General features: G+C 71.9%; 21 protein-coding genes and 1 riboswitch. Of the genes, 14 read left to right on the top strand and 7 right to left on the bottom strand.

The annotated features are described in order from the left end of the window. Positions 1–271: 271 nt before the first annotated feature. Positions 272–3,025: a cellulose binding domain-containing protein gene (locus AB0J55_RS13205; RefSeq protein ID WP_364247075.1), complete on the bottom strand. Its 2,754-nt coding sequence runs from the start codon at positions 3,023–3,025 to the stop codon at positions 272–274. 260 nt (positions 3,026–3,285) lie between these two features. Here AB0J55_RS13205 and AB0J55_RS13200 point away from each other — a divergent pair, with 260 nt between their 5' ends. Then, positions 3,286–4,671: a sugar porter family MFS transporter gene (locus AB0J55_RS13200; protein WP_364247073.1), complete on the top strand. Its 1,386-nt coding sequence runs from the start codon at positions 3,286–3,288 to the stop codon at positions 4,669–4,671. A gap of 54 nt (positions 4,672–4,725) precedes the next feature. Here the strand turns inward: AB0J55_RS13200 and AB0J55_RS13195 are convergent, their stop codons facing one another. After that, on the bottom strand, positions 4,726–5,580 hold the full coding sequence (locus AB0J55_RS13195) for a TIGR03619 family F420-dependent LLM class oxidoreductase (RefSeq protein ID WP_364247070.1): 855 nt from the start codon (positions 5,578–5,580) through the stop codon (positions 4,726–4,728). Positions 5,581–5,668: 88 nt separating this feature from the next. After that, a complete protein-coding gene (locus AB0J55_RS13190) occupies positions 5,669–6,013 on the bottom strand; it encodes a peptidase inhibitor family I36 protein (protein ID WP_364247067.1) in 345 nt (114 codons plus the stop codon). A gap of 427 nt (positions 6,014–6,440) precedes the next feature. Then, positions 6,441–6,519, top strand: a riboswitch (S-adenosyl-L-homocysteine riboswitch). Positions 6,520–6,533: 14 nt separating this feature from the next. Between AB0J55_RS13190 and metH the strand changes: the two genes are divergently transcribed. Beyond that, on the top strand, positions 6,534–10,154 hold the full coding sequence (gene metH / locus AB0J55_RS13185) for a methionine synthase (protein WP_364247064.1): 3,621 nt from the start codon (positions 6,534–6,536) through the stop codon (positions 10,152–10,154). Here the strand turns inward: metH and AB0J55_RS13180 are convergent. Together AB0J55_RS13180 and AB0J55_RS13175 are read right to left on the bottom strand one after the other, a co-directional pair. Next, a complete protein-coding gene (locus AB0J55_RS13180; protein WP_364247062.1) occupies positions 10,136–11,284 on the bottom strand; it encodes an FAD-dependent monooxygenase in 1,149 nt (382 codons plus the stop codon). The two genes, metH and AB0J55_RS13180, sit on opposite strands and share 19 nt — an antisense overlap. A gap of 190 nt (positions 11,285–11,474) precedes the next feature. Further along, the gene (locus AB0J55_RS13175) at positions 11,475–12,878 is read right to left on the bottom strand and encodes a hypothetical protein (RefSeq protein ID WP_364247060.1); all 1,404 of its coding nucleotides are present in this window, start codon (positions 12,876–12,878) and stop codon (positions 11,475–11,477) included. Between the two features lie 102 nt (positions 12,879–12,980). Between AB0J55_RS13175 and cutA the strand changes: the two genes are divergently transcribed. The 7 genes from cutA (at position 12,981) to AB0J55_RS13140 (ending at position 17,585) form a co-directional block, all read left to right on the top strand. Continuing rightward, complete coding sequence (gene cutA / locus AB0J55_RS13170; protein ID WP_364247057.1) at positions 12,981–13,304, top strand: divalent-cation tolerance protein CutA; 324 nt, start codon at positions 12,981–12,983, stop codon at positions 13,302–13,304. A 9-nt stretch (positions 13,305–13,313) separates the two neighbouring features. Beyond that, the gene (locus AB0J55_RS13165; protein ID WP_364247054.1) at positions 13,314–14,021 is read left to right on the top strand and encodes an RraA family protein; all 708 of its coding nucleotides are present in this window, start codon (positions 13,314–13,316) and stop codon (positions 14,019–14,021) included. 67 nt (positions 14,022–14,088) lie between these two features. Next, positions 14,089–14,553, top strand: a complete 465-nt coding sequence (locus AB0J55_RS13160) for a DUF6292 family protein (protein ID WP_364247051.1) — start codon at positions 14,089–14,091, stop codon at positions 14,551–14,553. 75 nt (positions 14,554–14,628) lie between these two features. Beyond that, positions 14,629–15,276 carry a response regulator transcription factor gene (locus AB0J55_RS13155; protein ID WP_364247048.1) on the top strand — a complete coding sequence of 216 codons (648 nt, stop codon included), beginning with the start codon at positions 14,629–14,631 and terminating at the stop codon, positions 15,274–15,276. Positions 15,277–15,348: 72 nt separating this feature from the next. Beyond that, positions 15,349–15,747: an ATP-binding protein gene (locus AB0J55_RS13150; RefSeq protein WP_364247045.1), complete on the top strand. Its 399-nt coding sequence runs from the start codon at positions 15,349–15,351 to the stop codon at positions 15,745–15,747. A gap of 42 nt (positions 15,748–15,789) precedes the next feature. Further along, positions 15,790–17,211, top strand: coding sequence for a PAS domain S-box protein (locus tag AB0J55_RS13145; protein ID WP_364247042.1), 1,422 nt, complete (start codon positions 15,790–15,792; stop codon positions 17,209–17,211). Continuing rightward, positions 17,208–17,585: a response regulator transcription factor gene (locus AB0J55_RS13140; protein WP_364247040.1), complete on the top strand. Its 378-nt coding sequence runs from the start codon at positions 17,208–17,210 to the stop codon at positions 17,583–17,585. Before AB0J55_RS13145 ends, AB0J55_RS13140 begins: the two co-directional genes overlap by 4 nt. A gap of 4 nt (positions 17,586–17,589) precedes the next feature. On the opposite strand, the gene AB0J55_RS13135 is transcribed toward AB0J55_RS13140, so the two are convergent. Next, entirely contained in the window at positions 17,590–17,982 is a 393-nt protein-coding gene (locus AB0J55_RS13135) for an STAS domain-containing protein (RefSeq protein ID WP_364247038.1), read from the bottom strand. Between the two features lie 236 nt (positions 17,983–18,218). Between AB0J55_RS13135 and AB0J55_RS13130 the strand changes: the two genes are divergently transcribed. Together AB0J55_RS13130 and AB0J55_RS13125 are read left to right on the top strand one after the other, a co-directional pair. After that, complete coding sequence (locus AB0J55_RS13130) at positions 18,219–18,527, top strand: DUF4326 domain-containing protein (protein WP_364247035.1); 309 nt, start codon at positions 18,219–18,221, stop codon at positions 18,525–18,527. A gap of 107 nt (positions 18,528–18,634) precedes the next feature. Continuing rightward, positions 18,635–21,202, top strand: coding sequence for a hypothetical protein (locus tag AB0J55_RS13125; protein ID WP_364247032.1), 2,568 nt, complete (start codon positions 18,635–18,637; stop codon positions 21,200–21,202). 28 nt (positions 21,203–21,230) lie between these two features. Here AB0J55_RS13125 and AB0J55_RS13120 read toward each other — a convergent pair whose 3' ends face one another. Further along, entirely contained in the window at positions 21,231–22,676 is a 1,446-nt protein-coding gene (locus AB0J55_RS13120; protein WP_364247029.1) for a phenylacetate--CoA ligase family protein, read from the bottom strand. A 28-nt stretch (positions 22,677–22,704) separates the two neighbouring features. Here AB0J55_RS13120 and AB0J55_RS13115 point away from each other — a divergent pair, with 28 nt between their 5' ends. From AB0J55_RS13115 to AB0J55_RS13105, 3 genes are all read left to right on the top strand, one after another. Further along, positions 22,705–23,181, top strand: coding sequence for a MarR family transcriptional regulator (locus tag AB0J55_RS13115; RefSeq protein ID WP_364247027.1), 477 nt, complete (start codon positions 22,705–22,707; stop codon positions 23,179–23,181). A gap of 171 nt (positions 23,182–23,352) precedes the next feature. Then, on the top strand, positions 23,353–24,816 hold the full coding sequence (locus AB0J55_RS13110; protein WP_364247025.1) for a hypothetical protein: 1,464 nt from the start codon (positions 23,353–23,355) through the stop codon (positions 24,814–24,816). Positions 24,817–24,916: 100 nt separating this feature from the next. Beyond that, positions 24,917–25,222: a DUF1883 domain-containing protein gene (locus AB0J55_RS13105; protein WP_354811784.1), complete on the top strand. Its 306-nt coding sequence runs from the start codon at positions 24,917–24,919 to the stop codon at positions 25,220–25,222. The last annotated feature ends 89 nt before the right edge of the window (positions 25,223–25,311 follow it).

The following is a 25,311-nucleotide window of genomic DNA, read 5'->3' as shown; positions in this document are numbered from 1 at the left end:
CCCCCGGATGGGGTTTCCGCAGTTCAGGTGGGGTGTGGGCGGGCGAAAAAGTCCCCTTTGGGCAGGAATGGCGGCTACCGGCGGCACCAGGGAGAGTGGTGGTTACCGGGACATCGCCCGAGCAGGCTGCGGCTGCTCGGGCCGGGCTCCCGGACTGGGGGCGCGGGGAGGGGGTTTCAACCGCCTGGGGGTGGGTTGAAACCTCCTTCCCGCCCGGGTCCGGAACGGCTCACCCGGGGACCGGGGCCGGCTGAGCCGTTCCGGACGTGCGTCAGGACGTCGTGCAGGCCCGCCCGTTGAGCGAGATCGAGCCCGGCCGGGAGTTCACCATCCCCGAACTCCCGGTGAAGCCGAACTCGGCGCTCCCGCCGGCGGGGATGGTCCGGTTCCAGCCCGCGTCCAGGGCCGTCACCGCCGCCCCGGTCTGGGTGACCTGCGCGTTCCACCCCTGCGTCACCTTCTGGCCGTCGGCGAACGTCCACGTCGCCGTCCAGCCGGTCACCGCGGTGGTCCCGGTGTTGCCCAGCTTCACCGAAGCCTGGAACCCGCCCTGCCACTGGTTGGTGACCGTGTAGGCGGCCGTGCAGGACCCCGAGGGCACCGGCGTGGTGGTCGTCGTGGGAGTGGTGGTCGTCGTCGGTGTGTTAGGGGTGGTCGGGGTGGTCGTCGTCGGGGGCGGCTGGCTGCCGCCGGACTCGCCCACGATCACGCCCCGGCCGTTGGTGCCCACGTAGACCCGGCCGTACACCCGCGGATCCCCGGTCAAGGCGGCCCCGATGTTGCCGTACTGGTGCTGGTCGTCGTTGATCCGCGTCCACGAGCTCCCGGCGTCGTCCGACCGGAAGATCCCGCGCACCCCGCCGATCTTCGCGATGGTGTACAACGCCGGGTACGTCCGGCCGGTGGCGGCCTTGCCGAACCCGACGTTGTCGGCTTCGGCGACGTTCGCCAGTTTCGTGAACGACGCTCCGGAATCGGTGGAGTGCCAGAGGCCGTACGCCGTGCCGGAGCCGCCGGCCAGCCAGATGTCCCCGGTCACCCCCGGCAGCGCCTTGAAATGCGCGGAGCCGGACGGCAGCCCGGTGGCCGCGGTCGCGGTGAACGTCGCGCCGCCGTCGGTGCTGAGGTAGAACCTGCCGTTGGCGAACCCGTAGAACCGCTTCGGGTCGACGCGGTCGGACTCGACCACCGCGCCGGCCGGGATGCCGGTGGACGCCGTCCACGACGAGCCGAAGCCCACCGAGTAGCTGACGTTCGCGCCGTCGGGGCTCCAGACGAAGCGGCTGCCGTCGGCGGCCGCGGCCACCGTGCCGCCGGCCGCGTTCCCGCCCGGCTCGGCACCCTGGAACCAGTTCTTCCCGCCGTCGGTGGAGAAGGCGATCCGGTTGTCGTTCGGCCGGGCCGAGCGGTCCAGCGTGCCCACGCGCACGATGGTCGCCGGGTTCAGCTCGGCGTAGTCCAGGCTGGTGGTCGTGGTGAACACCGGCTGCGTGTACATGGTGGCCGGCACCGCGTCGAGGCTGTCGTGCCGGAACCCGCCGATGTCGCCGAGCCCGGACAGCAGGGGAGCGCCCGACGGCGGGCTGATCAGGTCGAGCACCGCGGTCTCCTCGAGGCCGCCGACGACCGGCTTGATCGTGATCTTCCCGCCGCTGTCCCACTTCGTGAGGTCGGACGTGCCGTAGATCGTCGCGCCGGTGCCGTAGAGCAGGTGGTTCGAGTCGAACGGGTCGATCTCCACCGACTCCGTCATCCAGCCCAGCTTCGGCGACGGCACCGGGGGAGCGGGCTGGGCGCCGAAGGTCAGCCACGGCACCGAGGAGATGTCCTGGGTGTAGCGCAGCGACCGGTCGGGGTAGCCGGCGAAGTCCCAGATCCGGGTCCAGGTGGCGCCGCCGTCGGTGCTGCGGAAGAAGATGACGTCCGGCCACCACGACACCTGCGTCGCGACCATCAGCGTATTGGGGTGCTGCCGGTCGATCGTCAGGCCGCTGTAGCCGAAGTAGTCGTCGCTGCTGTCGGAGGGGATCGGGCTGATCCGCGTCCAGGTACCGGTCTTCGTGGCGTACTTCCAGACGTCGCCCTTCGCACCGTCGTACGGGCCGCCGGTGTCGCTGGTCGCCAGGTAGAGGTAACCGCCCACCGGATCGACGACGCCCTTGTGCGCCAGGTACCCGGTGGGCTGGCCGGCCAGCCGCGCCCACGTCGTGCCGCCGTCGGTGCTGCGGTAGACGGTGTTCTGCTTGTCCGCGACGCCGACGTAGATCGTCTGCGTGGTGCTGCCGCGGGTGCCGGTCGACGGGTCGAACGTCACCCACGTGACGCCCTGGTTGTCGCTGGAGTAGCCCGTCGTGTCGTTCGGGTCGGCGACGTAGTTGCCGGGGTTGGGGAAGGCGGTCACCTTCGCCCACGTGACGCCGGAATCCGTGCTGCGCCACAGCCCGTTGCCGCTGGGGGCGCCGAGGTAGAGGACGCTGTTGCGGTTCGGGTCGATCGCGAGCCGCTCGCCCATGCCGCGGCCGGGCATGTTGCCGCCGAGCTTGAACGGCAGCGCGGCCGCCTGCCAGGTGGCCCCGCGGTCGGCCGACCGCAGGATGGCGCCGTTGTTCGGGTCCCAGCTGTTGGTGTACATCCCGGCCGCGACGTAGACGCGGTTCGGGTCGATCGCGTCGGTGGCCAGGCTGACGACGCCGTTGTGGCCCCAGTCGGTCCAGCCGACCGAGTCCAGCAGCGGGAGCCAGCGTCCGGTGGCGGTGTTCCACCGGTACGCGCCGCCGATGTCCGTGCGGGCGTAGACCAGCCCGGGTTCGGTCTGGTTGAAGACGATCCCGGGGACGAAGCCGCCGCCGGCGATCTCCGCGTTGCGCCACGTCGTGGCGGCCGCGGCCGGAGCCGCCGGGGAGGCCGGCGCGCCGACGGTGACCGCGAGCGCGGCGGGCAGCAGCACGGCGAGCGCGGAGCCGAGAAGCCGTCTCGCTGACCGGGACCTGGACGGGGAATCAGTTCTCTGCACGACGGTGTGCACCTCTGCCTCCACATTCTGGGAGCGCTTCCAGAGGGAAGGTAAACCAGCGTTCCGAGCGTTGTAAAGTTTCGACGATTTCGGTGGTCTGGACTGTCCACAATGGAATTCGGTTCAGGCGGTGCCGGGTTTGTCGGAATCACATACGTGAACGTCGATCAGGTGTCTGAATTGTTACCACCGATCTTCTTGCCCGCCATTTTCCGGCGTGTGAGTGTGGTGGCCGCTGGCTGGACTGGACCTACGAAAGAGGCGACCCGGCAATGACGCAGACAGCACCGGCACGGCACATCAGCCGGACCACGTTGTACTTCTTCGGCGCCCTCGGCGGCATCCTCTTCGGTTACGACCTGGGCGTGATCTCCGGGGTGCTCCCGTTCATCGGGAAACTCTGGGCGCTGACCAGCTGGGACAAGGGCGTGATCACCGCCAGCCTGTCGGTCGGCGCGATCGTCGGCGCGCTGTTCTCCAGCCGTACCAACGAAGCGCTCGGCCGCCGCCGCACGATCATGGTCGCCGCGGGCATCGTCATCGTCGGCACGCTGGCGGCGAGCTTCTCGCCGACGTTCGTGCTGCTGGTGCTTTCCCGCCTGGTGATCGGCCTGGGGATCGGCCTTTCGTCGTCGACCGTCCCGACCTACCTGTCCGAACTGGCGCCGGCCCGGTTGCGGGGCGCGATGGGTGCGCTCAACCAGATCTTCATCGTGCTGGGCATCCTGATCGCGTTCCTGGTGAGCTACTGGCTCGGCCCGATCTCGGCGTGGCGGTGGATGTTCGCCGGCGCGATCGTGCCGGCGGTGATCCTGCTCGTCGGGCTGGTGTTCCTGCCGGAGACGCCGCGGTGGCTGGTGAAGAACGGCCAGGAGGACGAGGCCCGGCGGGTGCTGGCGAGCGCGCACGGCAACACCGTGAACCTCGACGAGGAGATCGCCACGATCCACGAGGTGATCCGGCTGGACACCGAGGAGAAGCCGCGGATCCGCGACCTGTTCTCCGGCTTCGTGCGGCCGATGCTCGTGGTGGCGCTGCTGCTCGCGATCGGCCAGCAGTTCAGCGGGGTCAACGCCATCAACGCGTACTTCCCGACGATGCTGATCGGTCTCGGCTTCGCCACGCAGGCCGCGCTGCTTTCCGGTGTGCTGCTGGGGGTCACGAAGTTCCTGTTCACCGCGTGGGTCGTGTTCGTGGTGGACCGCTGGGGCCGCAAGCCGCTGCTGCTCATCGGCAACGTCATCATGGTGCTCACGCTGGTGGCGGCCGGGCTGGTGGTGCTGAACGTCCACGACACCGGCACGCGCGGCATCCTGATGCTGGTCATGATGGTGCTGTACCTGGTGGGCTACGAGCTCGGCTGGGGCGCGGTGGTGTGGGTGATGATGTCCGAGGTGTTCCCGCTGAAGTACCGGGCGACCGGGATGGGCGTCAGCAGCGTCGTCCTGTGGGCGGCGACGGGCATCGTGAGCGCGGTGTTCCCGATCATCTCCGACCCGAAGTCCCTCGGCATCGGTGGCTCGATGTTCCTGTTCGCCGGGGTGAACGTGGTGCTGTTCGTGCTGACCAAGTGGCTGGTCCCGGAGACCAAGGGCCGCACGCTGGAGCAGATCGAGCTCGACCTGCGCGCGCGGCAGGGTGTCGCGGCCAAGAGCTGACCCCGGGGGGTCGATCGCCGGCGGGGCACGGATTCGTCCGTGTCCCGCCGGTTTTCAGCGTGCGGGCACGAGGGTGAGCTTGCCGGCCAGCCGCCCGATCCACGCTTCGACCTCGGCCGGCTCGCGGTCGGGAAGGCCGAAGATCGTCTCGGTCACGCCCAGGGAATCCAGGTGCGCCAGGCGTTCCGGGTCCGGCCGCTCGCCGAGGGCGCAGATCTGCGGAGCCCCCACGCGGCCTTCGGCGTGCCAGATTTCCTTCAGCAGGGCCACGTGCCCGTCGAGATCGGTGTCGGCCGGCGTGGTGATCCAGCCGTCGGCGTGGCGCGCGATCCAGCGGAACGTCTTTTCGGTGGGACCGGCCCCGAGCAGCACCGGGATGTGTGCCTGCACCGGCTTCGGCCACGCCCAGCTGGGCCCGAAGGAGACGAATTCCCCGGCGTAGGAAGCCTCTTCCTCGGTCCACAGGGCATTCATCGCCTCGAGGTACTCGCGCAGCGCGGTGCGGCGCCGGTTCCCGGGCACCCCGTGGTCGTTCAGTTCGTCGACGTTCCACCCGAAGCCGGTCCCGAGCGTGACCCGGCCCCCGGAGAGGTGGTCGAGGCTCGCGATCGTCTTGGCGAGCGTGATCGGATCGCTCTCGACGGGCAGCGCCACGGCGGTGGAGAGCCGGATCCGCTCGGTGACCGCGGCTGCGGTCGCCAGCGCGACCCAGGGGTCCAGTGTCCGGCTGTAGCGGTCGTCGGGCAGGGACGCGTCGCCGGTGCGCGGGTGCGGCGACTCGCGCTTGACCGGGATGTGGGTGTGCTCGGGGACGTAGAAGGTCGCGAACCCCGCCGCCTCGGCGGCGCGCGCCGCGGAAGCCGGGGTGATGCCCCGGTCGCTGGTGAACAGCACGATTCCGTAGTCCACGCCGGGAGCGTATTAGAACGTGTTTCAGTTTTCAACCCGGGCCGTCCGGGCGGCCGTCGCATCGGCCGCCCGGACTTGGCAGGGGGTGTCAGCAGGCCATCTCGACGGCGTCCGCGATGTTGTCCACGGTCGGGTTGAGCGTCATCTGCACGCCCGCGCCGATGCCCTGGATCAGGGAGAACTCCTTGATGTTGGCCAGCCAGTTGTACAGGCGGAGCGGGTGCCCGGTGGTGTTCCACACGGATGTCGTCCGGTCCCCGTAGCCCGAGAGTCCGAAATTGATCAAGTGGTTGCACGTGGGATCCGCGTAGGTCACGAGGTGGTTCGTGCCGTTGGCGCCGTCGTAGAGGCAGATTTCGTTGCCTTGGCACCATTCCCAGTTCTCGGTCGTCGCCGAGGCCGGGGTGACGGAGATGTCGATCAGAGCGATCACGCCCGCGACGACACCTGACAACTTACCCAAATGCGACATGAGATCCCCTCATCGACGGATGTGATTTGCGTGGCCGAGCGCCTCCAGCTGTACGGCATCCGGGATGTCCGGTGCCGACGACGTGGCGCCGGAAAACCCAGTGCCGGAAAACGCGTGCGATGGGCCCGTGGGTCGCTGCACCCCGCCACCGCTGACTGCGGAGAGTAACGTCGAGCGTCGCTCGAACGACACTCGATGCAGCTCCACGTGCGCAGGCTGGAAGCAGAGCGCCGCCGCCTGCCGCGGCATGGTGGACGGATTCGAAACGATCGTGACGCGGAGGCAGGGTGGCTCGGGTGATCCATTGTGGACAGACGGTGTCCCAGTCCGTGGACGCTCCGGCGAGGCGGGATGGCGGGCCCGGGCCCGGTTCCGATACCGTGGACCACAGGCCGAGAGGCGCTGCAACGGACCACCGGGTCCGCCACGCTCGGCCGGGACTGACCACCCAAGGGCGCCTCCCGACCGAGGGAGGCTGCCGGTGAACACCCCCGAAGCTAGGTTGCGTGAGCTGCTCGCCCAGCGGGTCGCCGTGCTCGACGGTGCCTGGGGCACCATGCTGCAGGGCGCCGGGCTGACCCCGGCCGACTACCGCGGCGACCGCTTCGGCGAGCACACCCACGACGTCACCGGCGACCCGGACCTGCTCAACCTCACCCGCCCGGACGTCATCCTCGACGTCCACCGCCAGTACCTGGCCGCGGGCGCGGACATCACCACGACGAACACCTTCACCGCCACCAGCATCGGCCAGGCCGACTACGGCCTGCAGGACCACGTCCACGAGATGAACGTCCGCGGCGCGCAGATCGCCCGCCAGGCCGCCGACGAGGCAGGCGGCCGGTTCGTCGCCGGGTCGATCGGGCCGCTGAACGTCACGCTCAGCCTGTCGCCCAAGGTCGAGGACCCGGCGTACCGGGCCGTCACGTTCCAGCAGGTCAAGGCCGCGTACGCCGAGCAGATCGCCGGGCTCGCCGAAGGCGGCGTCGACCTGCTGCTGATCGAGACGATCTTCGACACGCTGAACTGCAAGGCCGCGATCGCCGCCGCCCGCGAGGTCGCCCCGCACCTGCCGCTGTGGATCTCCGTCACGATCGTCGACCTGAGCGGCCGGACGCTGTCCGGGCAGACCGTCGAGGCGTTCTGGAGCTCGATCGAGCACGCGAAACCGCTGGTCGTCGGCGTGAACTGCTCGCTGGGGGCGCAAGAGATGCGCCCGCACGTCGAGGAGCTCGCGCGGATCGCCGACGCCTACGTCGCCTGCCACCCCAACGCCGGCCTGCCGAACGCGTTCGGCGGCTACGACGAGACGCCCGAGCAGACCGCCGGGCTGGTCGGCGGGTTCGTCCGGGAGGGCCTGGTCAACCTGGTCGGCGGCTGCTGCGGCACCAGCCCGGCGCACATCGCGAAGATCGCCGAAGCCGCGAAGGGTGTCACGCCGCGTGAAGTGCCCGCGCCGCGCACCCACATGCGCTTCAGCGGCCTCGAGCCGTTCGGCATCGGCGCCGACACCGGGTTCGTGATGATCGGCGAGCGCACCAACGTCACCGGCTCCAAGCGGTTCCGGCGGCTGATCGAATCCGGCGACCACCAGGGCGCGGTCGACGTCGCCCTGGAGCAGGTCCGCGGCGGCGCGAACCTGCTCGACGTCAACATGGACGCCGACCTGCTCGAATCCGAGCAGGCGATGACGACGTTCCTCAACCTCATCGCCACCGAGCCCGAGGTGGCCCGGATCCCGGTGATGGTCGACAGCTCCAAGTGGAGCGTGCTGGAAGCCGGCCTGCGCTGCCTGCAGGGCAAGGGCGTGGTCAACTCGATCAGCCTGAAGGAGGGCGAGGAGCCGTTCCTCGCCCAGGCCCGCACCATCCGCGACTACGGCGCCGGCGTCGTCGTGATGGCCTTCGACGAGCAGGGCCAGGCCGACACCGCCGACCGCAAGGTCGAGATCTGCGCCCGCGCGTACGACCTGCTCACGCAGCAGGCGGGCTTCGCGGGCGAGGACATCATCTTCGACCCGAACGTCCTCGCCGTCGCCACCGGCATCGCCGAGCACAACGGCTACGCGAAGGCGTTCATCGAGGCCCTGCCGCGGATCAAGGAGCGCTGCCCCGGCGCGCGCACCAGCGGCGGCATCTCGAACCTCTCGTTCTCCTTCCGCGGCAACGACGTGGTGCGCGAGGCGATGCACTCGGCGTTCCTCTTCCACGCGGTCAAGGCCGGGCTGGACATGGGCATCGTCAACGCCGGCCAGCTCGCGGTCTACGAGGACATCCCGAAGGACCTGCTCGAACTGGTCGAGGACGTGCTCTTCGACCGCCGCGAAGACGCCACCGACCGGCTGGTGAGCTTCGCCGAGAACGTCAAGGGCAGCGGCACCAAGCGCGTCGTCGACCTCTCGTGGCGCGAAGGCACGGTCGGCGAACGGCTGTCCCACGCGCTGGTCCACGGCATCGTCGACTACATCGAGGACGACACCGAAGAGGCGCGGCAGCAGATGGCGCGGCCCCTCGACGTCATCGAGGGCCCGCTGATGGACGGCATGAAGGTCGTCGGCGACCTGTTCGGCTCCGGAAAGATGTTCCTGCCGCAGGTGGTCAAGAGCGCGCGCGTGATGAAGCGGTCGGTCGCCTACCTCGAGCCGTTCATGGAGGCGGAGAAGGAGAAGGCGCGCCAGGAGGGCCGGCTCACCTCGGCCGGCGGCCAGGGCAAGATCGTGCTGGCCACGGTGAAGGGTGACGTACACGACATCGGCAAGAACATCGTCGGTGTCGTCCTCGGCTGCAACAACTACGAGGTCATCGACCTCGGCGTGATGGTGCCGGCGGGCAAGATCCTCGACACGGCGGTCACCGAGGGCGCCGACGCGGTCGGGCTGTCCGGGCTGATCACGCCGTCGCTGGACGAGATGGTCGCGGTCGCGACCGAGATGCAGCGGCGCGGGCTGAAGATGCCGCTGCTCATCGGCGGCGCGACGACGTCCAAGCAGCACACCGCGGTCAAGATCGCGCCGGCCTACGACAACGCGACCGTGCACGTCCTGGACGCCTCGCGCGTGGTCGGCGTCGTCTCCGACCTGCTCGACCCGGACCGCTCGATCGTGCTGGCCGAGAAGAACCGGGCCGATCAGGAGGTGCTGCGCGAGCAGCACGCGAGCAAGCAGCGCCGCCCGATGCTCAGCCTCGCCCAGGCCCGCGCGAACCCCGAGAAGGTGGCCTTCGACGGCCTGCCGACCCCGGCGTTCACCGGCCTGCGCGTGGTCGAGCCGGGCATCGCCGAGCTGCGCGAGATGATCGACTGGCAGTTCCTGTTCCTGGCCTGGGAGCTCAAGGGCAAGTACCCGGCCATCCTGGAGCAGCCGGTCGCCCGCGAGCTGTTCGACGACGCGAACACGCTGCTCGACCAGATCATCGCCGACGGCAGCTTCACCGCGAAGGGCGCGTACGCGTTCTGGCCGGCGCACAGCGAAGGCGACGACATCCTGCTCGAAGGCGACTACGCGCACGTCAAGTTCCCGATGCTGCGGCAGCAGACGGCCAAGCCGGAGGACCGCGCGAACCGCTGCCTGGCCGACTACATCGCGCCGATCGGCGACCACCTCGGCGGCTTCGCGGTCGCCATCCACGGCGCCGAGACGCTGGCCGCGCGCTACGAGGCCGAGCAGGACGACTACCGCGCGATCATGGTCAAGGCGCTGGCCGACCGGCTCGCGGAGGCGTTCGCCGAGCACATCCACCTGCGGGCCCGCCGCGACTGGTTCGAGCCGGACGCGCAGCCGAAGCTGGCGGACCTGCACGCGGAGCGGTTCCGCGGCATCCGCCCGGCGCTCGGCTACCCGGCCAGCCCCGACCACAGCCAGAAGCGCGAGCTGTTCGAGCTGCTGGAAGCCGGCGAGCTGGGCATGGACCTGACCGAGTCGTACGCGATGACGCCGGCGGCGAGCGTGTCCGGGCTGATCTTCGCCCACCCGGATTCCCGCTACTTCACCGTCGGGAGGCTCGGCCGCGACCAGGTCGAGGACTACGCCCGCCGCAAGGGCGTGGAGGTCGCCGAGGTCGAGCAGTGGCTGCGGCCGAACCTGGCCTACGACCCCGAGGGGTAGTCCGGCAGGTCGATGTCCGTGGCGAACCTGTCGGTCGCCTTGAGCAGCAGGCCGAGCAGGAAGCGGGACTTGAACGTCCAGTCCCGCAGCTTGATCCGCAGCGGTGACGGCGGCGCGAGGAACGGGCCCGCGCTGCCGCGCTGCGAGACCTTCGCGTAGCCCCGCATCAGCTCCTCGTAGCGGGCGAACGCGACCCGGTGGTCGCCGTCGGCGGCGCGGAGCTCGCCCGCGAGCACGTACGCGCCGACAACGGCCAAGCCGGTCCCGAAGCCGCCGAGGGTGTTGCCGTAGGCGGCGTCGCCGAGCAGGACGACCCGGCCGCGGGAGTAGCGGTCGATCGTGACGCGGCTGAGGGTGTCCAGGTAGAACTCGCGGGCCTGTGGGATCCGGGCCATCAGCTCCGGCACCCGCCAGCCGGCGCCCTGGTAGGCGTCCATCAGCAGCTGCCGCTGCTTGCCGGTGTCGGTGCGGTCGTAGTCGAGCTCGGGTGAGGCGAAGACGAAGAACGCCGGCGCCTTCGGCCCGCCGACGGCGGCCATCCGGCCCGGTTCGTTGTACATCTCGGCCTCGCCGCCGAGGTCGTCGCCGAGTTCGGCGAGCGCGTAGTGGTAGCCGAGGTACTGCACGTGGTCGCGCTCCGGGCCGAAGGCCAGCCGCCGGACGTTCGAGTGGATGCCGTCGGCGCCCACGACCAGGTCGAATCGGCGAGGTGCCGCGTGGGCGAAGGTGACGTCGACGCCGCCGCCGGTTTCGGTCAGGGTCGTGATGGTGTCGCCGAAGAGATATTCGCAGTCCGCGTGGGCGCAGAGGATTTCCGACAGGTCGCCGCGGCGGATTTCGATGTCGCCGCCGGTGAATTCGCCGGGGATCACGGCCTGCGGTTTCCCGGTCGCGTCGACGATCGTCTGGTCGTGCCCGCCCGTCTGCCGGCGAAGGACCTCGCCGAGGACGCCCATCCGGTCGAGGACGGTCCGGTGGGTGGCGCCCTTGAAGTCGACGGCCTGCCCGCCGGCCCGCAGCGCGGGGGCGCGTTCGACGACGGTGACGGTGTGGCCGGAGCGGGTGAGCAGGCAGGCGAGCGCGGGGCCGGCGATGCCGGCGCCGGAGATGAGGACGGTGCGGTTCTTCATGCCGCCGAGCTTCGCCAGGGCCGCTTACCGGTCCCTGGCGAAGCACTGACAGCCACCGTCAGCCGCGGGGCGTCAAGGGGCTGGACGACGCACCGGCGGCGGCCGGCTCGAACGCGCAGTTTTTCCCCGCCGCGGGGGCGCCCCCCGTTTTCCACGCTACCGGAGGGCACCGACAATTCCGGGGCGCCCGCTACTCGACGGCGCCGTTCTGCGTCAGCAGCGTCTGGTACCAAGCGTCGTACGGGTGGTTCGTCGCCGGGTAGTTCGCCAAGGGGGTCGTCGCCTCGCTCGCCGAATCGAAGTCCCAGCCGCGGACCAGGCGCCCCGCCTGGCGGGCCGCGGTGATGAACGCCGACTCCGTCGCGGGCGCCCCGTAGAACAGCGCGCCCTGCTGGAGCTCGGCGCTGTCGCCCTGCTGGAACTCGTCGAAGGCGACCTGGCGGTAGCGGATCCGGTCGCCGGCGACCCGGTCGGTGTCCGCGCGCAGCGTCTGCGCGGAGGTCGGGCCGTCCGCTCCCGTCCACACGGACACCGTGCGGCCGGCGGCGGCCGACGTCGCCTTGGCGAACCGCGCGTCCGAGGTCTTGGCGTTGCCCGTCCACGACACCGTGGTGCCCGCGAGCACGCCGTCCCAGTCCCAGTTCTGGCTGTTGTTCTGGCTCTTGTGGATTTCCCGCAGGTGCGCCGCGTCGGTGAAGGCGACCGTCGGCAGCACGCCGTTGTCGTACTGGTGGCTGGCCTGCCAGGTGATCTCGCCGTCCGCGCCGAGCTTGCCGACGTGGTACCAGAGGGTGGACGCGCCCTGCGACTGGTGGACCTCGACCAGGTCGCCGTTGTCGTTGAGCGCGACGGCCGGTGTCTGCCCGCTGTCGTACCGGCCGTGCCGCAGCCAGGTGACCCGGCCGTCGGCGCCGTAGGTTCCCGTCCAGTACCAGAGCGCGCCGGCCCCGGAGTCGTGCACCTCGACGACCTGGCCGCGGCCGTTCAGCGCGACCGCGGGGTGGTAGCCGACGTCCCGCTTGTATTCGGTGCGCGACCCGCCGTCGCCGGACAGCAGCGGCAGCACGCGCCCGCGCAGCGCGTCGACGTCCGGCGCCGCCGGGTAGTCCTGCGCCCGCAGCAGCCGGCCGCCGAACACCGACTCCAGCTCCTGGTTCAGCGCGGTCAGGTTGCCCGCGGCGAAGGACGGGTTGTCGGTCAGGTCGTCCTTCAGGTCCAGCATGACGACGACCGGGGCGGCGGCCGGGTGCTGCGCCGACCAGGTGTTCACCACCGCCAGCCAGTCGCGGAGGTTGTTCGACGCCGGGTTGCCGCCGCTGTGGTCCACGAGGTTGCCGGGCGAGTCGTGCCCGACGGCGTAGTCGTGCGAAGTGGCGTAGCCGTTGTCGTGAACATCGAGTTCCAGGAACCGCACGCCGTGGTCGAGCTGGTAGGCGAGGGAGTTCTTCGCCCCGTCGACGTTCCCCGAGTAACTGTTGTGCGTGGCGCGGAACACCGACGCGGTGAACGGCGGGCTCGCGGCGTGCGCCGTGGCGGGGGTCAGGACCGCGGCGGTCACCAGTGCGGAGACGGCCAGCGCGGGCAAGCGGGTCATCCTCGGATCCTCACTTCGGGGAACGGGCGCACCCATCCTGGCCGCCGAAGGGTTGCGCTGTCTCGAACTCCGCGTGAAACTCCGCGCCGGTAACCTCGCGCCATGGCGGCAGAACACGTGATCGTGACGTCCACGACGGACTCGGAAGCGGCGGCGCGGGAGCTGGCCGCGCAGGCGGTCGAAGCCCGGCTGGGGGCCTGCGCCCAGGTCGTCGGCCCGATCACCAGCGTCTACCGGTGGGAGGGCGCGGTGCAGACGGACCAGGAGTGGCGGGTGGAGATCAAGACGACCGCCGGCCGGGTGGCCGCGCTGACCGAACGCCTGCGGCAGCTGCACGGCTACGACCTGCCGGAGGTGATCGCCACCCCGATCGTCGGCGGCAGCGCGGAATACCTGGCGTGGCTGGAAACCGAGACCGCTGGCTAGATTCGGCGCATGGAGCATGAAGCACTCAGGCCGCGTTTCGCGACGCTGACCACTGCCCACCTGGCCGACGCCTGCATCCGGGCCGGGCTCCCGGTGCGCTGCGCCCCGGCGGGGACACGCGCGGTGGTGCCCGGCACCCGCCTGTTCGGCCCGGCGGTCCCGGCCCGGCACGTCGGCAGCGTCGACGTCTTCCTGGAGGCGTTCGAGACCGCCCCCGAGGGCGGGGTGCTCGTCGTGGACAACGGCGGCCGGCTCGACGAAAGCTGCGTCGGCGACCTCGTGGTCCTCGAGGCGCGCGCCGCCGGGGTCGCCGGGGTGGTGATCTGGGGCCTGCACCGCGACACCGCGGACATCCGGGCCATCGGGCTGCCGGTGTTCAGCCTGGGTTCGCTGCCCACCGGGCCGCTCAGCCTGGGCCCGCGCGTCGACGGCGGCCTGGCCGAAGCGGTCGTCGGCACCTGGCGCATCGGCCCGTCGGACCTCGTGCTGGGCGACGACGACGGCGTCCTCTTCGTCCCGCTCGCCCGGGCGGGTGAATTGTTCACGCTCGCGGAAGGGATCCGCGACACCGAACGCCGGCAGGCCGACCGGATCCGCGGCGGCGAACCGTTGCGCCGTCAGGTGCGATTCGGTGAATTCCTGGCGGCGCGGGAAACGAATCCGGGCTTGACTTTCCGCGCGCATCTGCGGGCCGTGGGCGGCGCTATCGAGGAATAGCCACGAAAGTGTGATCGTCGCCCTGATCGGGTACTCCTGCCGTGCAGCGGGTGCGGGAGGCGGAACCATGAACACACTCATCGGCTTCGGCCGGGACATCGAATACCACTTCGCCCGGGGACTGCGTGCCTACCTCGGCCGCGTCGCGAGGGCGGCCGGCGTCGGCTTCGAGTCGTGTTCGATCGACCTCGACGTCCCGGCCTCCGGGTACGTGGCCCTCGACCGCACGCTCCCGGACCTGCCGGGGCACGATCTGGCGCTGATCTGGGACGAGGTGCACGGCTGGTCGGCGGTGGTCGAACCCGCGGGCGGGGGAGCGGCGAAGCTGCTCGCCTACCTCGGCGGCCCGGAAGTCCTGCCGGCACCGCGCGCGGTCGTCCGGTTCCTGGAGGTGCTGCGGGTCACCGGACCGCCGGCTGGCTCGTTCCGCCCGCCGGTGCTCCGGGCGCCGGGCCACCACGAGGACCTCGTCGACTGGCTGCCGGTCACCGGACCCGAAGGGCTGCTGCGGCCGAGTTCCCCGGCCTGGTGATGCTTCGCCCGGAGGACGGACGGGGCCCGGGCGCCTAGGATGGGCGGGCAGCCACCGCCGGAGTGAGGGAACACCGTGAGCAGCGCCGATGAACCCCGTCCCGTCCGGGTCCTGCTCGTGGAGGACCACGACATGGTCGCCGAGGCGCTGCAGCTGGCCCTCGACCGGGCCGACGGGATCACCGTGGTCGGCCGGTCGCGATCCCGGGCGGAGGCCGTCGCCGACGCGCGCGAGCACCGCCCGGACGTCGTGGTGCTGGACCGGCGGCTCGCCGACGGCGACGCGCTCGGCGTCGTCGCGGAACTCGGCTCGGACGGGGCGCGGGTGCTGGTGCTGACCGGGGACGCGACCCCGGCGGTCGCCGTGCAGGTGGCCAAGGCGGGCGGGGCCGGCCTGCTGCTCAAGTCCTCCCAGCTCGGCGTGCTGGAGTCCGCCGTGCGGGACGTCGCCGCCGGTGGCGTGGTCTTCGACCCGGAGCTGCTGCCCGGCGTTTTCGACCGGCTCACCGGCCGGGCGCCGGGCGGGGGTGCGGCGCTGACCGCGCGGGAGCGCGAAACCCTCGACCTGCTCGCCGAGGGCGCGACCACCGACGAGATCGGCCGCCGGCTGGGCGTTTCCCGCAACACCACGCGCAACCACGTCCAGCGGGTGCTGGAAAAGCTCGGGGCGCGGTCGAAGCTCGAAGCCGTCGCGGTGGCCCGCCGGGAGGGCCTCATCGTCTGATGCAGCTGCACCAGACGGAGAGGGGCGTTTGCCTCTCGCCCCCGGCCGGTGCCCTCGGCCACGCTTGACGCTGTGAACACCCCTGCCCCGCTCACCGCGGAGTGCGTGCTGACCGACCTCGCGGGCGGCCTGGCCGCCGCCCGCCGGTTCACCCGTCTCACCCTGCTGGCCTGGGCCGCCGGGGTCGCCGTCGACGACGCGCTGCTCGTCGTCACCGAGCTCGCGACGAACGCCCTGCGCCACGGGGCGGGCGACCCGGTCCTGCGGCTGAGCGTGGACGGCGCGGACGTCCGCGTCGAGGTCTTCGACGACGACCCGGCACCCCCGGTGCGGCGTCCCGCGGGGCCCGACGGCGGCTGGGGGCTCGCCCTCGTCGACCGCCTGTCCACGGTGCGGGGAACCGCGCCGAACGGCCGCGGGAAGGTCGTCTGGTGCATCCTGCCCGTCCCGTCCGCCGAGCTCGCGAGCTGACACCGCCGTGCCCGATCGGCGGCGATCCGGCAGAGTTGCCGCATGGACGACGACCGGTTCCGGCTGCTGGTGCAGGGCGTGCTCGACTACGGGATCTTCATGCTGGACACCGGGGGGCGCATCGCGAGCTGGAACGCCGGTGCGGAGCGGATCAAGGGGTACGCGGCGGAGGAGATCATCGGGGAGCATTTTTCGGTGTTCTACCCGGCGGAGGACGTGGCGGCCGGGAAACCCGCGCGGGAGCTGGAGGTCGCGGTCGCGCAGGGCCGGCTGGAGGACGAGGGGTGGCGGCTGCGCAAGGACGGCTCCCGGTTCTGGGCCAACGTCGTGATCACCGCCCTGTACGACGAACGGGGTGAGTTGCAAGGCTTCGGGAAGGTGACCCGGGACGTGACCGAGCGCCGCGCGGCCGAAGCCGCCCTGCGCGAGAGCGAGGAGCGGTTCCGGCTGCTGGTGCAGAGCGTCCAGGACTACGCCATCTTCATGCTGGACACCGGCGGTCGGATCGCGAGCTGGAACGCCGGTGCGGAGCGGATCAAGGGGTATGCCGCGGAGGAGATCATCGGGGAGCATTTTTCGGTGTTCTACCCGGCGGAGGACGTGGCGGCCGGGAAACCCGCGCGGGAGCTGGAGGTCGCGGTCGCGCAGGGCCGGCTGGAGGACGAGGGGTGGCGGCTGCGCAAGGACGGCTCCCGGTTCTGGGCCAACGTCGTGATCACCGCGCTGTACGACGATCAGGGGCGCTTGCACGGCTTCGGCAAGGTCACCCGCGACATGACCGAGCGCCGCAACGCCGAGCAGGCGCTGCGCGAACGCCGCCGGCTGGTCGGGCACCTCGTGGAGGCCCAGGAGGTGGAGCGGCGCCGGATCGCCTGGGACGTCCACGACGAGTCGATCCAGTCCATGGTGGCCGTCGGGATGCGCCTGCAGCTGCTCGCCGCCCGGCTGCCGGAGCCGCACGCGAGCGCCGTCAGCGGCCTCGACGAGTCGGTGAGCGCCGCGATCGCCCGGCTGCGCGGCCTGGTGTCCCGGCTGCGGCCGCCGGAACTCGACCGGCACGGCCTGGTGGAGGCGGTGTCGGCCTACGTCGACGACGTCGCCGGCCGCTGGGGGCTGGCGCACTCGGTGCGGGACGACCTCACCGCCGAGCCGTCGCCCGAAGCGGCGATCACGGTGTACCGGATCTGCCAGGAGGCGCTCAGCAACGTCCACCGGCACGCGCGGGCCACCCGGGTGGCGATCACGCTGTCCACAGTGGACAACGGAACCCTGGTGCGGATCACCGACGACGGCGTCGGCACGGCGGGCGGCGACGCCGGCGCGGGCCACTTCGGGCTGGTCGAGATGCAAGAACGCGCCGAAGCGGCGCACGGCTGGCTCTCGGTGCGCAGCACGCCCGGCGAGGGCACGGTCGTCGAGTTCTGGCTGCCCCTGCTGCCCGACGTGCCGGAGCTCGAACCGTGACCGAACTGCGGGTGCTGATTTCCGACGACGACGTGATGATCCGCGACGTCCTGCGGGAGGTGCTGGACTCCGAGTCCGACATCGCTGTGGTGGCGGTGGCCGGCGACGCCGACGAGGCGATCCGGCTCGCCGAGCGGCACCGGCCCGCGGTCGCCGTCCTCGACGTCCGGATGCCGGGCGGCGGCGGGGCGCGCGCGGCCCGCGAGATCGCCCGGCTCAGCCCGGGTACCGCGATCCTGGCCTTTTCCGCCTACGCCGACCGGGCTTCGATCGCCGGGCTCACCGCGGCCGGCGTCACCGAGTACCTGGTGAAGGGCGCGCCGAACCGGGAGATCGTCGAGGCCGTCCGGCGGCTGGGCCGTCAGGCCGGGTGAGCGGTCACCGGACCGGCCGGACGTTCACGGCGCTGTCGAGGTCCGTCGGGATCAGGGTGAACAGCCGCCGCACCGCACGAGACCGCCCGGCCTCCACGGTGAGGCGCGCCCCGGCGGCGTCGGCGAGCAGCCGGGCGCGCAACAGCGAGTTCAGCCCGGCGACGGAGAAGAACGTGACGCCGGAGAGGTCGATGACGAGCTCGTCGAGCCGGCCGGGGACCCGGGCCTGCAGGACCGCGTCCAGCCGGCGGGCGGTGCCGAGGTCGAGTTCGCCGGTCACCTCGACGTGGACGGTGCCGGGTGCGGGCTCGAGCACGCGAACCGACATCTGGCCGCCGGCGGTCAGCCAGCCGGGGGTGGTGAGGACCTGCTCGGCCGGGCGGGGTTGAGGAACCATCGCGGCACACCCTTTCGTCGGGCAGCGGGGGCGGACCGGACGTTTTCGGGACGGGATCGCCGCACGGGGCAGCCTGCCGGCCCGGGCGCGGAACGTCCGGCAGCGGCTGACGGCTCAACCGTGAACCATCAGCATAGTGCATCTGCACTAGGTGAACCACCACGCGTAGCCACGGACCAGCCGGGTGGCGGATTGCGCGGCACCGGAGTTAGGTTGCCGACCGTGAGGAGGGCGCCATGCCGACCACCGTGGTCAACCTGAAGGGGCACCGGGACGATCCCGAGTACGCCGACGTCGTCTACGTCGGGCGGGCCATGCACCGCGGCGGCTGGCACCTGGCCGGATCGAAGCTCGCCAGCCCCTTCCGGCCCGGCCCGGACGGCTCGCGCGAAGAAGTCGTCGCGAAGTACCGGGCGTACCTCCTGGCCCGGCCGGACCTGCTCGCCCTCCTCCCGGAGCTGCGCGGCCGCCGGCTCGGGTGCTGGTGCGTGCCCGAGCCCTGCCACGCCCAGGTCATCGCCGAGCTCGCGGATCACCGCCCGTAACGAATCGCACCGCTGTGACAAGCGAGGCTCCGCCTCGCGCCGGGGGCTTCGCCACCCGGACCCCCCAAAGCGGTAATGAGTAGTCTGACACCAGGGGGGTGATCGATGTGCGCGCTCGTCGGCTCGGCGGTTTCGACCAGGCCGAGCTGCCCGAAGCCCACCGGATCCGGTGGTGGTTCGCGGCGGTGACGGCCGGGCTCGTCGCGGCGGGCTTCGCCGTCGTGCCCTACCTGCCGTTCTTCCAGGACCTGACCTTCGTGAAGGACCCGAAGGTCGCCAGCGTCATCACCTGGACCGTGCTCCAGACCTCCGTCGTGATCGTCTCCGCGGTCATGACGCTGTACTTCGTCGGCAAGGCGCGCCTCGAAACCGCCGCCTACCGGGCCAACCAGATCGACATCCGGGTGTTCGTCGACGAACGGCCCGAAGGCAGCCACGACCGCGAGATCGACTCCGCCGTCGAGCTGACCGCCACCTTCAAGCGGTTCCTCAACGACTCGCGCCTCTACACTCCCACCCCGGTCCCGGGCGCGGGGAGCTCGTACGACTTCATCCAGATCGTCGAGCACGCCGGCGACTCCGCGGACGGCTGGTGGAAGGCGGCGACCAAGCTGATCCGGCTCGCCCAGCCACCCGCCGCGTTCACCGTCACCGGCACCGTCCGGCCCGGCAACACCCCCGGCCGCTACCAGCTCATCCTCGAACTCGTCCGCGTCCCGCGGTTCGCCGCCAGCCCGCTGGTGATCGAGGACGAGAACTGGCCGCGCGTGCTGCACCGCGCCGCCAACGCCGTGGCCGCGCTGGTCATCCCGCGCAGCGCGTACGTCCGCTCGAACATCCACTGGGCCGCCTGGCGCGGCGCGAAGATCCCGTACGAGCTCTTCGACGCCTACCAGCGGGCCAACCACTTCATCGCCTACCGCCGCTACGACGAAGCACTGGCCGAGTACTACCGCGCGGTCAGCCTCGACCCGGCGAACGTCTACATCAGGCTCGAAATCGCCGCCCTGCAGGAACAGCTCGACCTGCACCTGGACGCGCTCGCCACCTACGACGACGTCATCACCGTGTGCAGCCGCGGCCACCCCGGCCTGGCCCGGTGGTGGATCGGGCCGGACTTCGCGCGCCAGCCCCGCCGCGACGCCCGCGACCGCGAGGTCGCCCTGCTCATCGCCCGCTACCGGCACGCGCTCGTCCTCGGCCACGGCGACTCCGTGGCCGGTTCCTGGTGGGTCCGGCGGACCACCGCGGGCGTCCCCGGCGACGCGCGGGCCCAGCGCCGCGCCGAACTGCGGACCGCGGTGGAGCTGCGGTTCCGCCGGTACGTCGACCTGGACGTCCGGACGCAGCCGCACGAACTCCCGCGCGAGCAGCGGCTCGAACTGCACCGGCGCGTCCTGCGCGTGCCGGTCGAGGAACTCCTCGTCCACCAGGCGACCCCGGCGCAGCTGGCCGAGTACAACCAGCGCGCGGCGGAGATGCGGTCGTACTTCTGCGCGCTGTCGCAGTACGAGATCGAACGGCTCGTCGAGGACTACCGCCGGTTCGGCAGGCGCTGGCGGCGCAGCTGGCGGCAGCTCACCAACCGGGCCCTCGACCTCTCGCTGGTCTGGGCGGTGCTGCGGCGGGCGATGGCGGACGTCGAGCCGGAGACCGGAGCCGTCCCCGCGCCCCGGCCGGCCTACCCCGGCAGCCGGGTGCGGCTGGCCGACGTCTGCCCGGACCGCAGCTGGCCGCCGGACCCGCAGGCCCTCGACGACACCGTCGAAGCCGCCGGGCCGCGCCGGTCGTGGGAGGAGTGCTACAACGCGGCGAGCGTGTACGCCGTCGCGATGCTCGAAGTCGGCCCGCGCGGCGAGCGCGACCTGCGCGACCGCGCCTGCAACCCCCGTCTCGAGGGCGACGCGCGCGACGAGGTGGCCCGCCGGGCGGTCCGCGAGCTGTACCACGCCGCGACGATCAGCCACAGCGGACGGCTGCCCGAGCGCCGCTCCTGGGTGATGGGGGAGGACCCCGACCTGGCCGCCCTGCGCGGCCACGAGCTGTTCCGCGTCTTCGAGATGGTGACGTTCTCGCCGGACCGCGCCGCCCCGCTGCGCCCGCAGCGCGCCCACGTCTGGGAGCAGGTCAGCTACGTCCGGCAGCTGGTCGCCGAGATCGCGGGCTGCCGGGCGCACTTCTGGCGGGCCCGCGCGCTCGACACCGGGGCGGCCCCGGACAGCCGCACCCTCGACCGCTGGCGCGCGGCCGACCGCGACGCCTGGCGGAAACTCGCGCGGCTGGCCGAGGGGAAGCAGGACTGGTACACGCGTTACCAGGCGATCTGCGCCTTCCGCGCGTGGTCGGCCGAGTGCGGCTACCCGGGCTCGATCTCCGGGTTCCCGCTGTACTGCGAGGAAAGCCTGCACGCCCAGCTGCGCGGAGCGGCGGGCCCGCGCGCGAAGACCGGCTTCGACGCGAACATCGTCGTCCGGGAGTACGTGCGGCTCTGCGACCGCCGGCTCGACCACCTGGTCGCCGACATCGGCGAGCTCGCCGAGCAGTCCACGATCGAAGACTTCGCCGGCCGCGCGGAACTGTGGACAGCGCTCGGCTCGTGGTTCGACGACGACATCGCGGACGCCTCGTCGGCCGACGAACGCCGTGAGCGGTTCCGCAAACTGGCCCGGCCGTAGGCCGGCCGGTCCTCCGGGCGTCCGGACCCTAGGAGGGCCGCGTGTACCGGTGCTTCACGCCCACCGGGAAGTACTCGGGATCCCCGGCCGGGCGCAGGACGACGTCGGGCAGCTGCCGCTCCGGCGGCACGTAGTGCGCGAACTCGCTGTTGAGCCGCACCAGCTGCGCACGCACGGCCGCCGCGATCCCGGCGGCGTCGGCGGTCGCGCCCGGGGCCGTTTCGACCGTGATCCGCAGCCGCCGGTCGCGGTCGGCGTCCTCGACCGCTTCGATGACGAACTTGCCGGTCACGGTGTCGCTGATGCCGGGCTGTTCCAGGCCGACGGTGACGTTCTCCGGGTAGACGTTCGCGCCGAAGAACGACACCGTGAACAGCGACCGGCCGAACACGTACACGAACGGCAGTTCCGGGCCGGCCGGCGGCGTGAAGCCGTGGCGGGCGCAGAACCCGAGCAGCTCGGCGTGCGGCAGGACCCCGCCGTCGTCGGCGATGTGGTAGCGGACGAGCGGGATGCCGCCGTCGCCGGTGAAGACCAGCGTGCCCTCGTGCACCTCGAAGAAGCGGCTGGCCGGGTCGTACTGCACCAGCGTCGGCAGCCGCGCGTCGCCGAACACCTCCCGCGCCAGGTCCGGCCGCCCGGCGAAGAACCGGCGGATCCCCGCCGACAGCGGGGTTTCGGTGCCGAGCACGCCCGCGTCGGCCGTGCCGTACAGCGACGCGATGTCGCGGACCGGGTCGGCGATCCCGGCGCGCCCGGCCACCAGGTCGCGCCACTGCTCGCTGAACACTTCGCCGGCCAGCACCAGCTTGATCGCGTACGCGGGCCAGTCGACGCCCTCGGCGAGCCCGGTGTCGACGACGTCCTTGACGAACGGCGGGTACCCGAGCAGCACGACCTGGTCGAAGTGCGGCGCGAGCTCGGGCAGCACCCGCAGGATTTCCGCCTTGTTGTTGCCCGGCGCGACCACGGTGATCGGGCAGCCCTTGGCGGCGAGATGGCGCACGCACGCGGTGGTGAACAGGCCGCCCACCCAGGTGCCGAGCGGGAAGCAGACGACCGCGAGCGTGCGCCGCCGTCCGGCGTCGAAGGCGTCCACGAGCACCTGCTCGAACCGCCGGGCCACGTGCAGTTCGTCCTCGAGCGACCGCGGCCAGACGGTGGGCCGGCCACTGGAGCCGGAGGAGACGGCGATCATGTCGAGCCCGTCGAAGCTGCCGCCGCGGCACAGTTCGGGCAGCGGGTACTTCCGGTGGTAGGACGCCTTGCCGGTGAGCGGCAACTCCCGGAAGGCGGCCATCGTCGTGACGCCGGCCGGCTCGATCCCGTGCTCCCGGAGGAACTTCCGGTAGGCGGGCACGGTTTCGGCGGTGCGGTGGAACAGGTCCAGGACGTGGTCCGGTTCCGGTGGCCGGGGCGGACCGAAGAAGGTGTCGAGCGCCTGCCGCACGCGGGTCTGCCGGCCGAGGTCCATGATCGGAGCATAGCGGTGGGCGCGTGTCATGATGGGCGCCGTGAGCACCTCCGCGGAGCAGCAGCCCGCCGGCCCGCCGCTGACCCTCTACCTGGTCAAACGGCTCGAGCTGGTGATCAGGGCGCTGCTCGACGACGCCCTGCGGCCGCTCGGGCTCACGACCCTGCAGTACACGGCGCTGACGGTCCTCGAAGCCAGCGGCGCGCTTTCCTCGGCGCAGCTGGCCCGCCGGTCGTTCCTGCGCCCGCAGACCATGCACGAAATGGTGCTGACGCTGGAAAAGCGCGGCCTGATCGCCCGCACCCCGAAGCCGGACAACAAGCGCGTCCTGCTGGCCGGCTTGACGGACGCGGGCCGCGACCTGCTGGCCGGCTGCGCCCCGGCGGTCGCGGAGCTGGAGCACGCGCTGCTGGCGGACATGAGCCCGGGCCAGCGGGCGACGTTCCGCGAGGGCCTGCAGCACGGCGTCACGGCCCTCGGCGCCCGGCGTGCCCAGGAGGCGTGAGAGGAACGGAGGAACGGCCGAGCGGCCCAGCACCCTCATCCGACTGGAGCCGCGGGTGCGGGGGAAGCGCTAGGCCGGACGAGTGGAAGCGCCGAGCGGCCCGTTGCAGGGGTGTCATGCGGGGCGTTGAGGGGTAAAGACCCAGTCCCCATCCTGTGGAGGTTCACCGAAGTGTCCAGGGCCAGCAAGGTGGGCGACGCAGCAGTCGCCGCCCGGCGGTTGCTGGTACTGGCGGGAGCGGTGGCGGGCCTGTGGCTGCTGTCGTGGCTGTGCTCCGGAACCGCGAACGCGGCGACGCCCGACGACAGCGCCGGTGCGGCGGTCTCGGCCCGGGCGGAGGCGCTGGCGGTGCCGGGAGGGGCTGCGAGCCTGGCGGGGAATGTGACCCGGGCGGCGGAGCCTGGTGCGGTGCCGAGCGCGGTGGCTGCGGCCTCGCGGACGATTCGTTCCGCAGAGCCGGTATCACGCGCGGCTGAGGCAGTTGCGGCGCCGGTGGCGCGGGCTGCTGGGGCGCCGGCGGCCGAGAGCGCTGCTGTGGTGGTTGAGCCGGTGGCCAAGAGCGCCGCCGCTGTTGTGGAGCCGGTGGCGCACGCAGCCGCGGGTGCTGTGGCCCCGATCGCTGGGGATGTCGGTGCGGTTGCGGCGCCGGTGGCGCGGTCGGTTGGAGACGCTGCCTCGCCGGGGGCGCGAAGCGTGGGCGCGGTTGTGGAGCCGGTGGCGCATGCGGCGGCGAGCGCGGTGGCGCCGGTGGCCGGGAGCGCTGCCGTGGTGGTTGAGCCGGTGGCCCGTGCCGTGACCAGCGCTGTGGCGCCGGTGGCCAAGAGCGGCGCCGCCGTTGTCGAGCCGGTGGCGCACGCGACCGCGAGCGCTGTGGCGCCGGTGGCTGGAGATGCTGGCGCGCTCGGCAGCGCTGTGTCGCCTGTGGTCAGGGGCGTCTCCGCCGCTGTCGGGCCGGTGGCGCGCGCGGCCGCGAATGCCGTCTCGCCCGTGACCCGAGGCGCCGCTCCCGTGGTGGCCGGCCTCGCTCCCGTGGTCCGGAGCGTCGGTGCGCCGGCCGGACCGGTCTCGCAGATCGTCGGGCCGCTGGCGCAGGTGGTCGCTCCGATTGCCAAGACCGTCGAACCCATCGTGCGGTCCGTCGACCCGATCGTCTCGCCCGTCACCCGGCCGGTCGCCGGTGTCGTGCAGCCCGTGACCGCGCCCGTCCCCGGTGCCCCTCCGCCCGCGCGTGGCCATCACCTCCCGCTCCTCGTCAGTCACGCCGCGCAGCCCGTCCTCGCGGAGGTCGCCGGCCTGCCCGCCGCCGAACCCGTGAACCCGCCCGGCCCGGCGGCGGTGACCCTCCGGCCACAGCCTGCGTCGTCGGCCCGGTCCGGCCGCATCTGTGCCGGCGAAGCCGCCCCGCGCCCCCGCGTCGTCCGCGCCGAGCTGCAGTCTCGGCGCGATGCTCCCGGGGACACTCCCGCGCCGGTGCGTCCCGCGCCGTCCGATGTGGCGTCCGGGTCCGGGTCGACCGTTCCGGCCGCCTTCCTGGCCGCCGGTCACCGGATCCACGGTTTTCCGGCGTCCACGTGGGAACACGGGGACTTCGTGCCGCTGTGGCGGCCGTGCGAACCGGGTACCGGTCCCGGCTAGTCCGTTCCGATCTGCCGCCCGTCGTGTGCTTCGCGGCGTGTTCCGCGCTGCCCGCGACCGCCAACCCGGAACGAAACTTCATGCGTGGAAGAGGGACGAAATGGAACCGAGCGTGTTCGACCTCGGGAAAGTGCGAAGAGACGCGGTGGTCACCGTCCGCCTGGACGCGATGGCCAACGTCAGGCTGCTGACGGCGGTCAACTTCCAGGCCTACCGGCGCCGGCAGTACTACCGGATGCACGGAGGGGTGGCCACCGCGCCGATGTTCAAGATCCACATCCCGGCCAACGCCCACTGGTTCCTGGTGATCGACGTCGAGGGCCTCGAAGCCCGGCCCCTGCGCCCCAGGGTGAGCGTCGAACCGGAAGCAGCTGTCGCGTCCCGCGGGCGCACCGGCCCCCGGTGACCACCGGCGGCCCCGGCTTCGCGGCCGGGGCCGCCGCGACGGTCCACAGTGGCCGGTGGTTTCCGGCGGCGCGCCGGGGTACCCGCCCG

Source organism: Amycolatopsis sp. NPDC049688 (assembly GCF_040674975.1).
GTDB lineage: Bacteria > Actinomycetota > Actinomycetes > Mycobacteriales > Pseudonocardiaceae > Amycolatopsis.
This window is presented reverse-complemented; position numbering and strand designations above follow the sequence as displayed.

Excerpts from the sequence above, each read along its gene's own strand:
- AB0J55_RS13200 (WP_364247073.1), top strand. The coding sequence starts at position 3,286 with ATGACGCAGACAGCACCGGCACGGCACATCAGCCGGACCACGTTGTAC.
- AB0J55_RS13180 (WP_364247062.1), bottom strand. The coding sequence starts at position 11,284 with ATGAAGAACCGCACCGTCCTCATCTCCGGCGCCGGCATCGCCGGCCCC.
- AB0J55_RS13175 (WP_364247060.1), bottom strand. The coding sequence starts at position 12,878 with ATGACCCGCTTGCCCGCGCTGGCCGTCTCCGCACTGGTGACCGCCGCG.
- cutA (WP_364247057.1), top strand. The coding sequence starts at position 12,981 with ATGGCGGCAGAACACGTGATCGTGACGTCCACGACGGACTCGGAAGCG.
- AB0J55_RS13165 (WP_364247054.1), top strand. The coding sequence starts at position 13,314 with ATGGAGCATGAAGCACTCAGGCCGCGTTTCGCGACGCTGACCACTGCC.
- AB0J55_RS13160 (WP_364247051.1), top strand. The coding sequence starts at position 14,089 with ATGAACACACTCATCGGCTTCGGCCGGGACATCGAATACCACTTCGCC.
- AB0J55_RS13145 (WP_364247042.1), top strand. The coding sequence starts at position 15,790 with ATGGACGACGACCGGTTCCGGCTGCTGGTGCAGGGCGTGCTCGACTAC.
- AB0J55_RS13135 (WP_364247038.1), bottom strand. The coding sequence starts at position 17,982 with ATGGTTCCTCAACCCCGCCCGGCCGAGCAGGTCCTCACCACCCCCGGC.
- AB0J55_RS13130 (WP_364247035.1), top strand. The coding sequence starts at position 18,219 with ATGCCGACCACCGTGGTCAACCTGAAGGGGCACCGGGACGATCCCGAG.
- AB0J55_RS13120 (WP_364247029.1), bottom strand. The coding sequence starts at position 22,676 with ATGGACCTCGGCCGGCAGACCCGCGTGCGGCAGGCGCTCGACACCTTC.
- AB0J55_RS13115 (WP_364247027.1), top strand. The coding sequence starts at position 22,705 with ATGATGGGCGCCGTGAGCACCTCCGCGGAGCAGCAGCCCGCCGGCCCG.
- AB0J55_RS13105 (WP_354811784.1), top strand. The coding sequence starts at position 24,917 with ATGGAACCGAGCGTGTTCGACCTCGGGAAAGTGCGAAGAGACGCGGTG.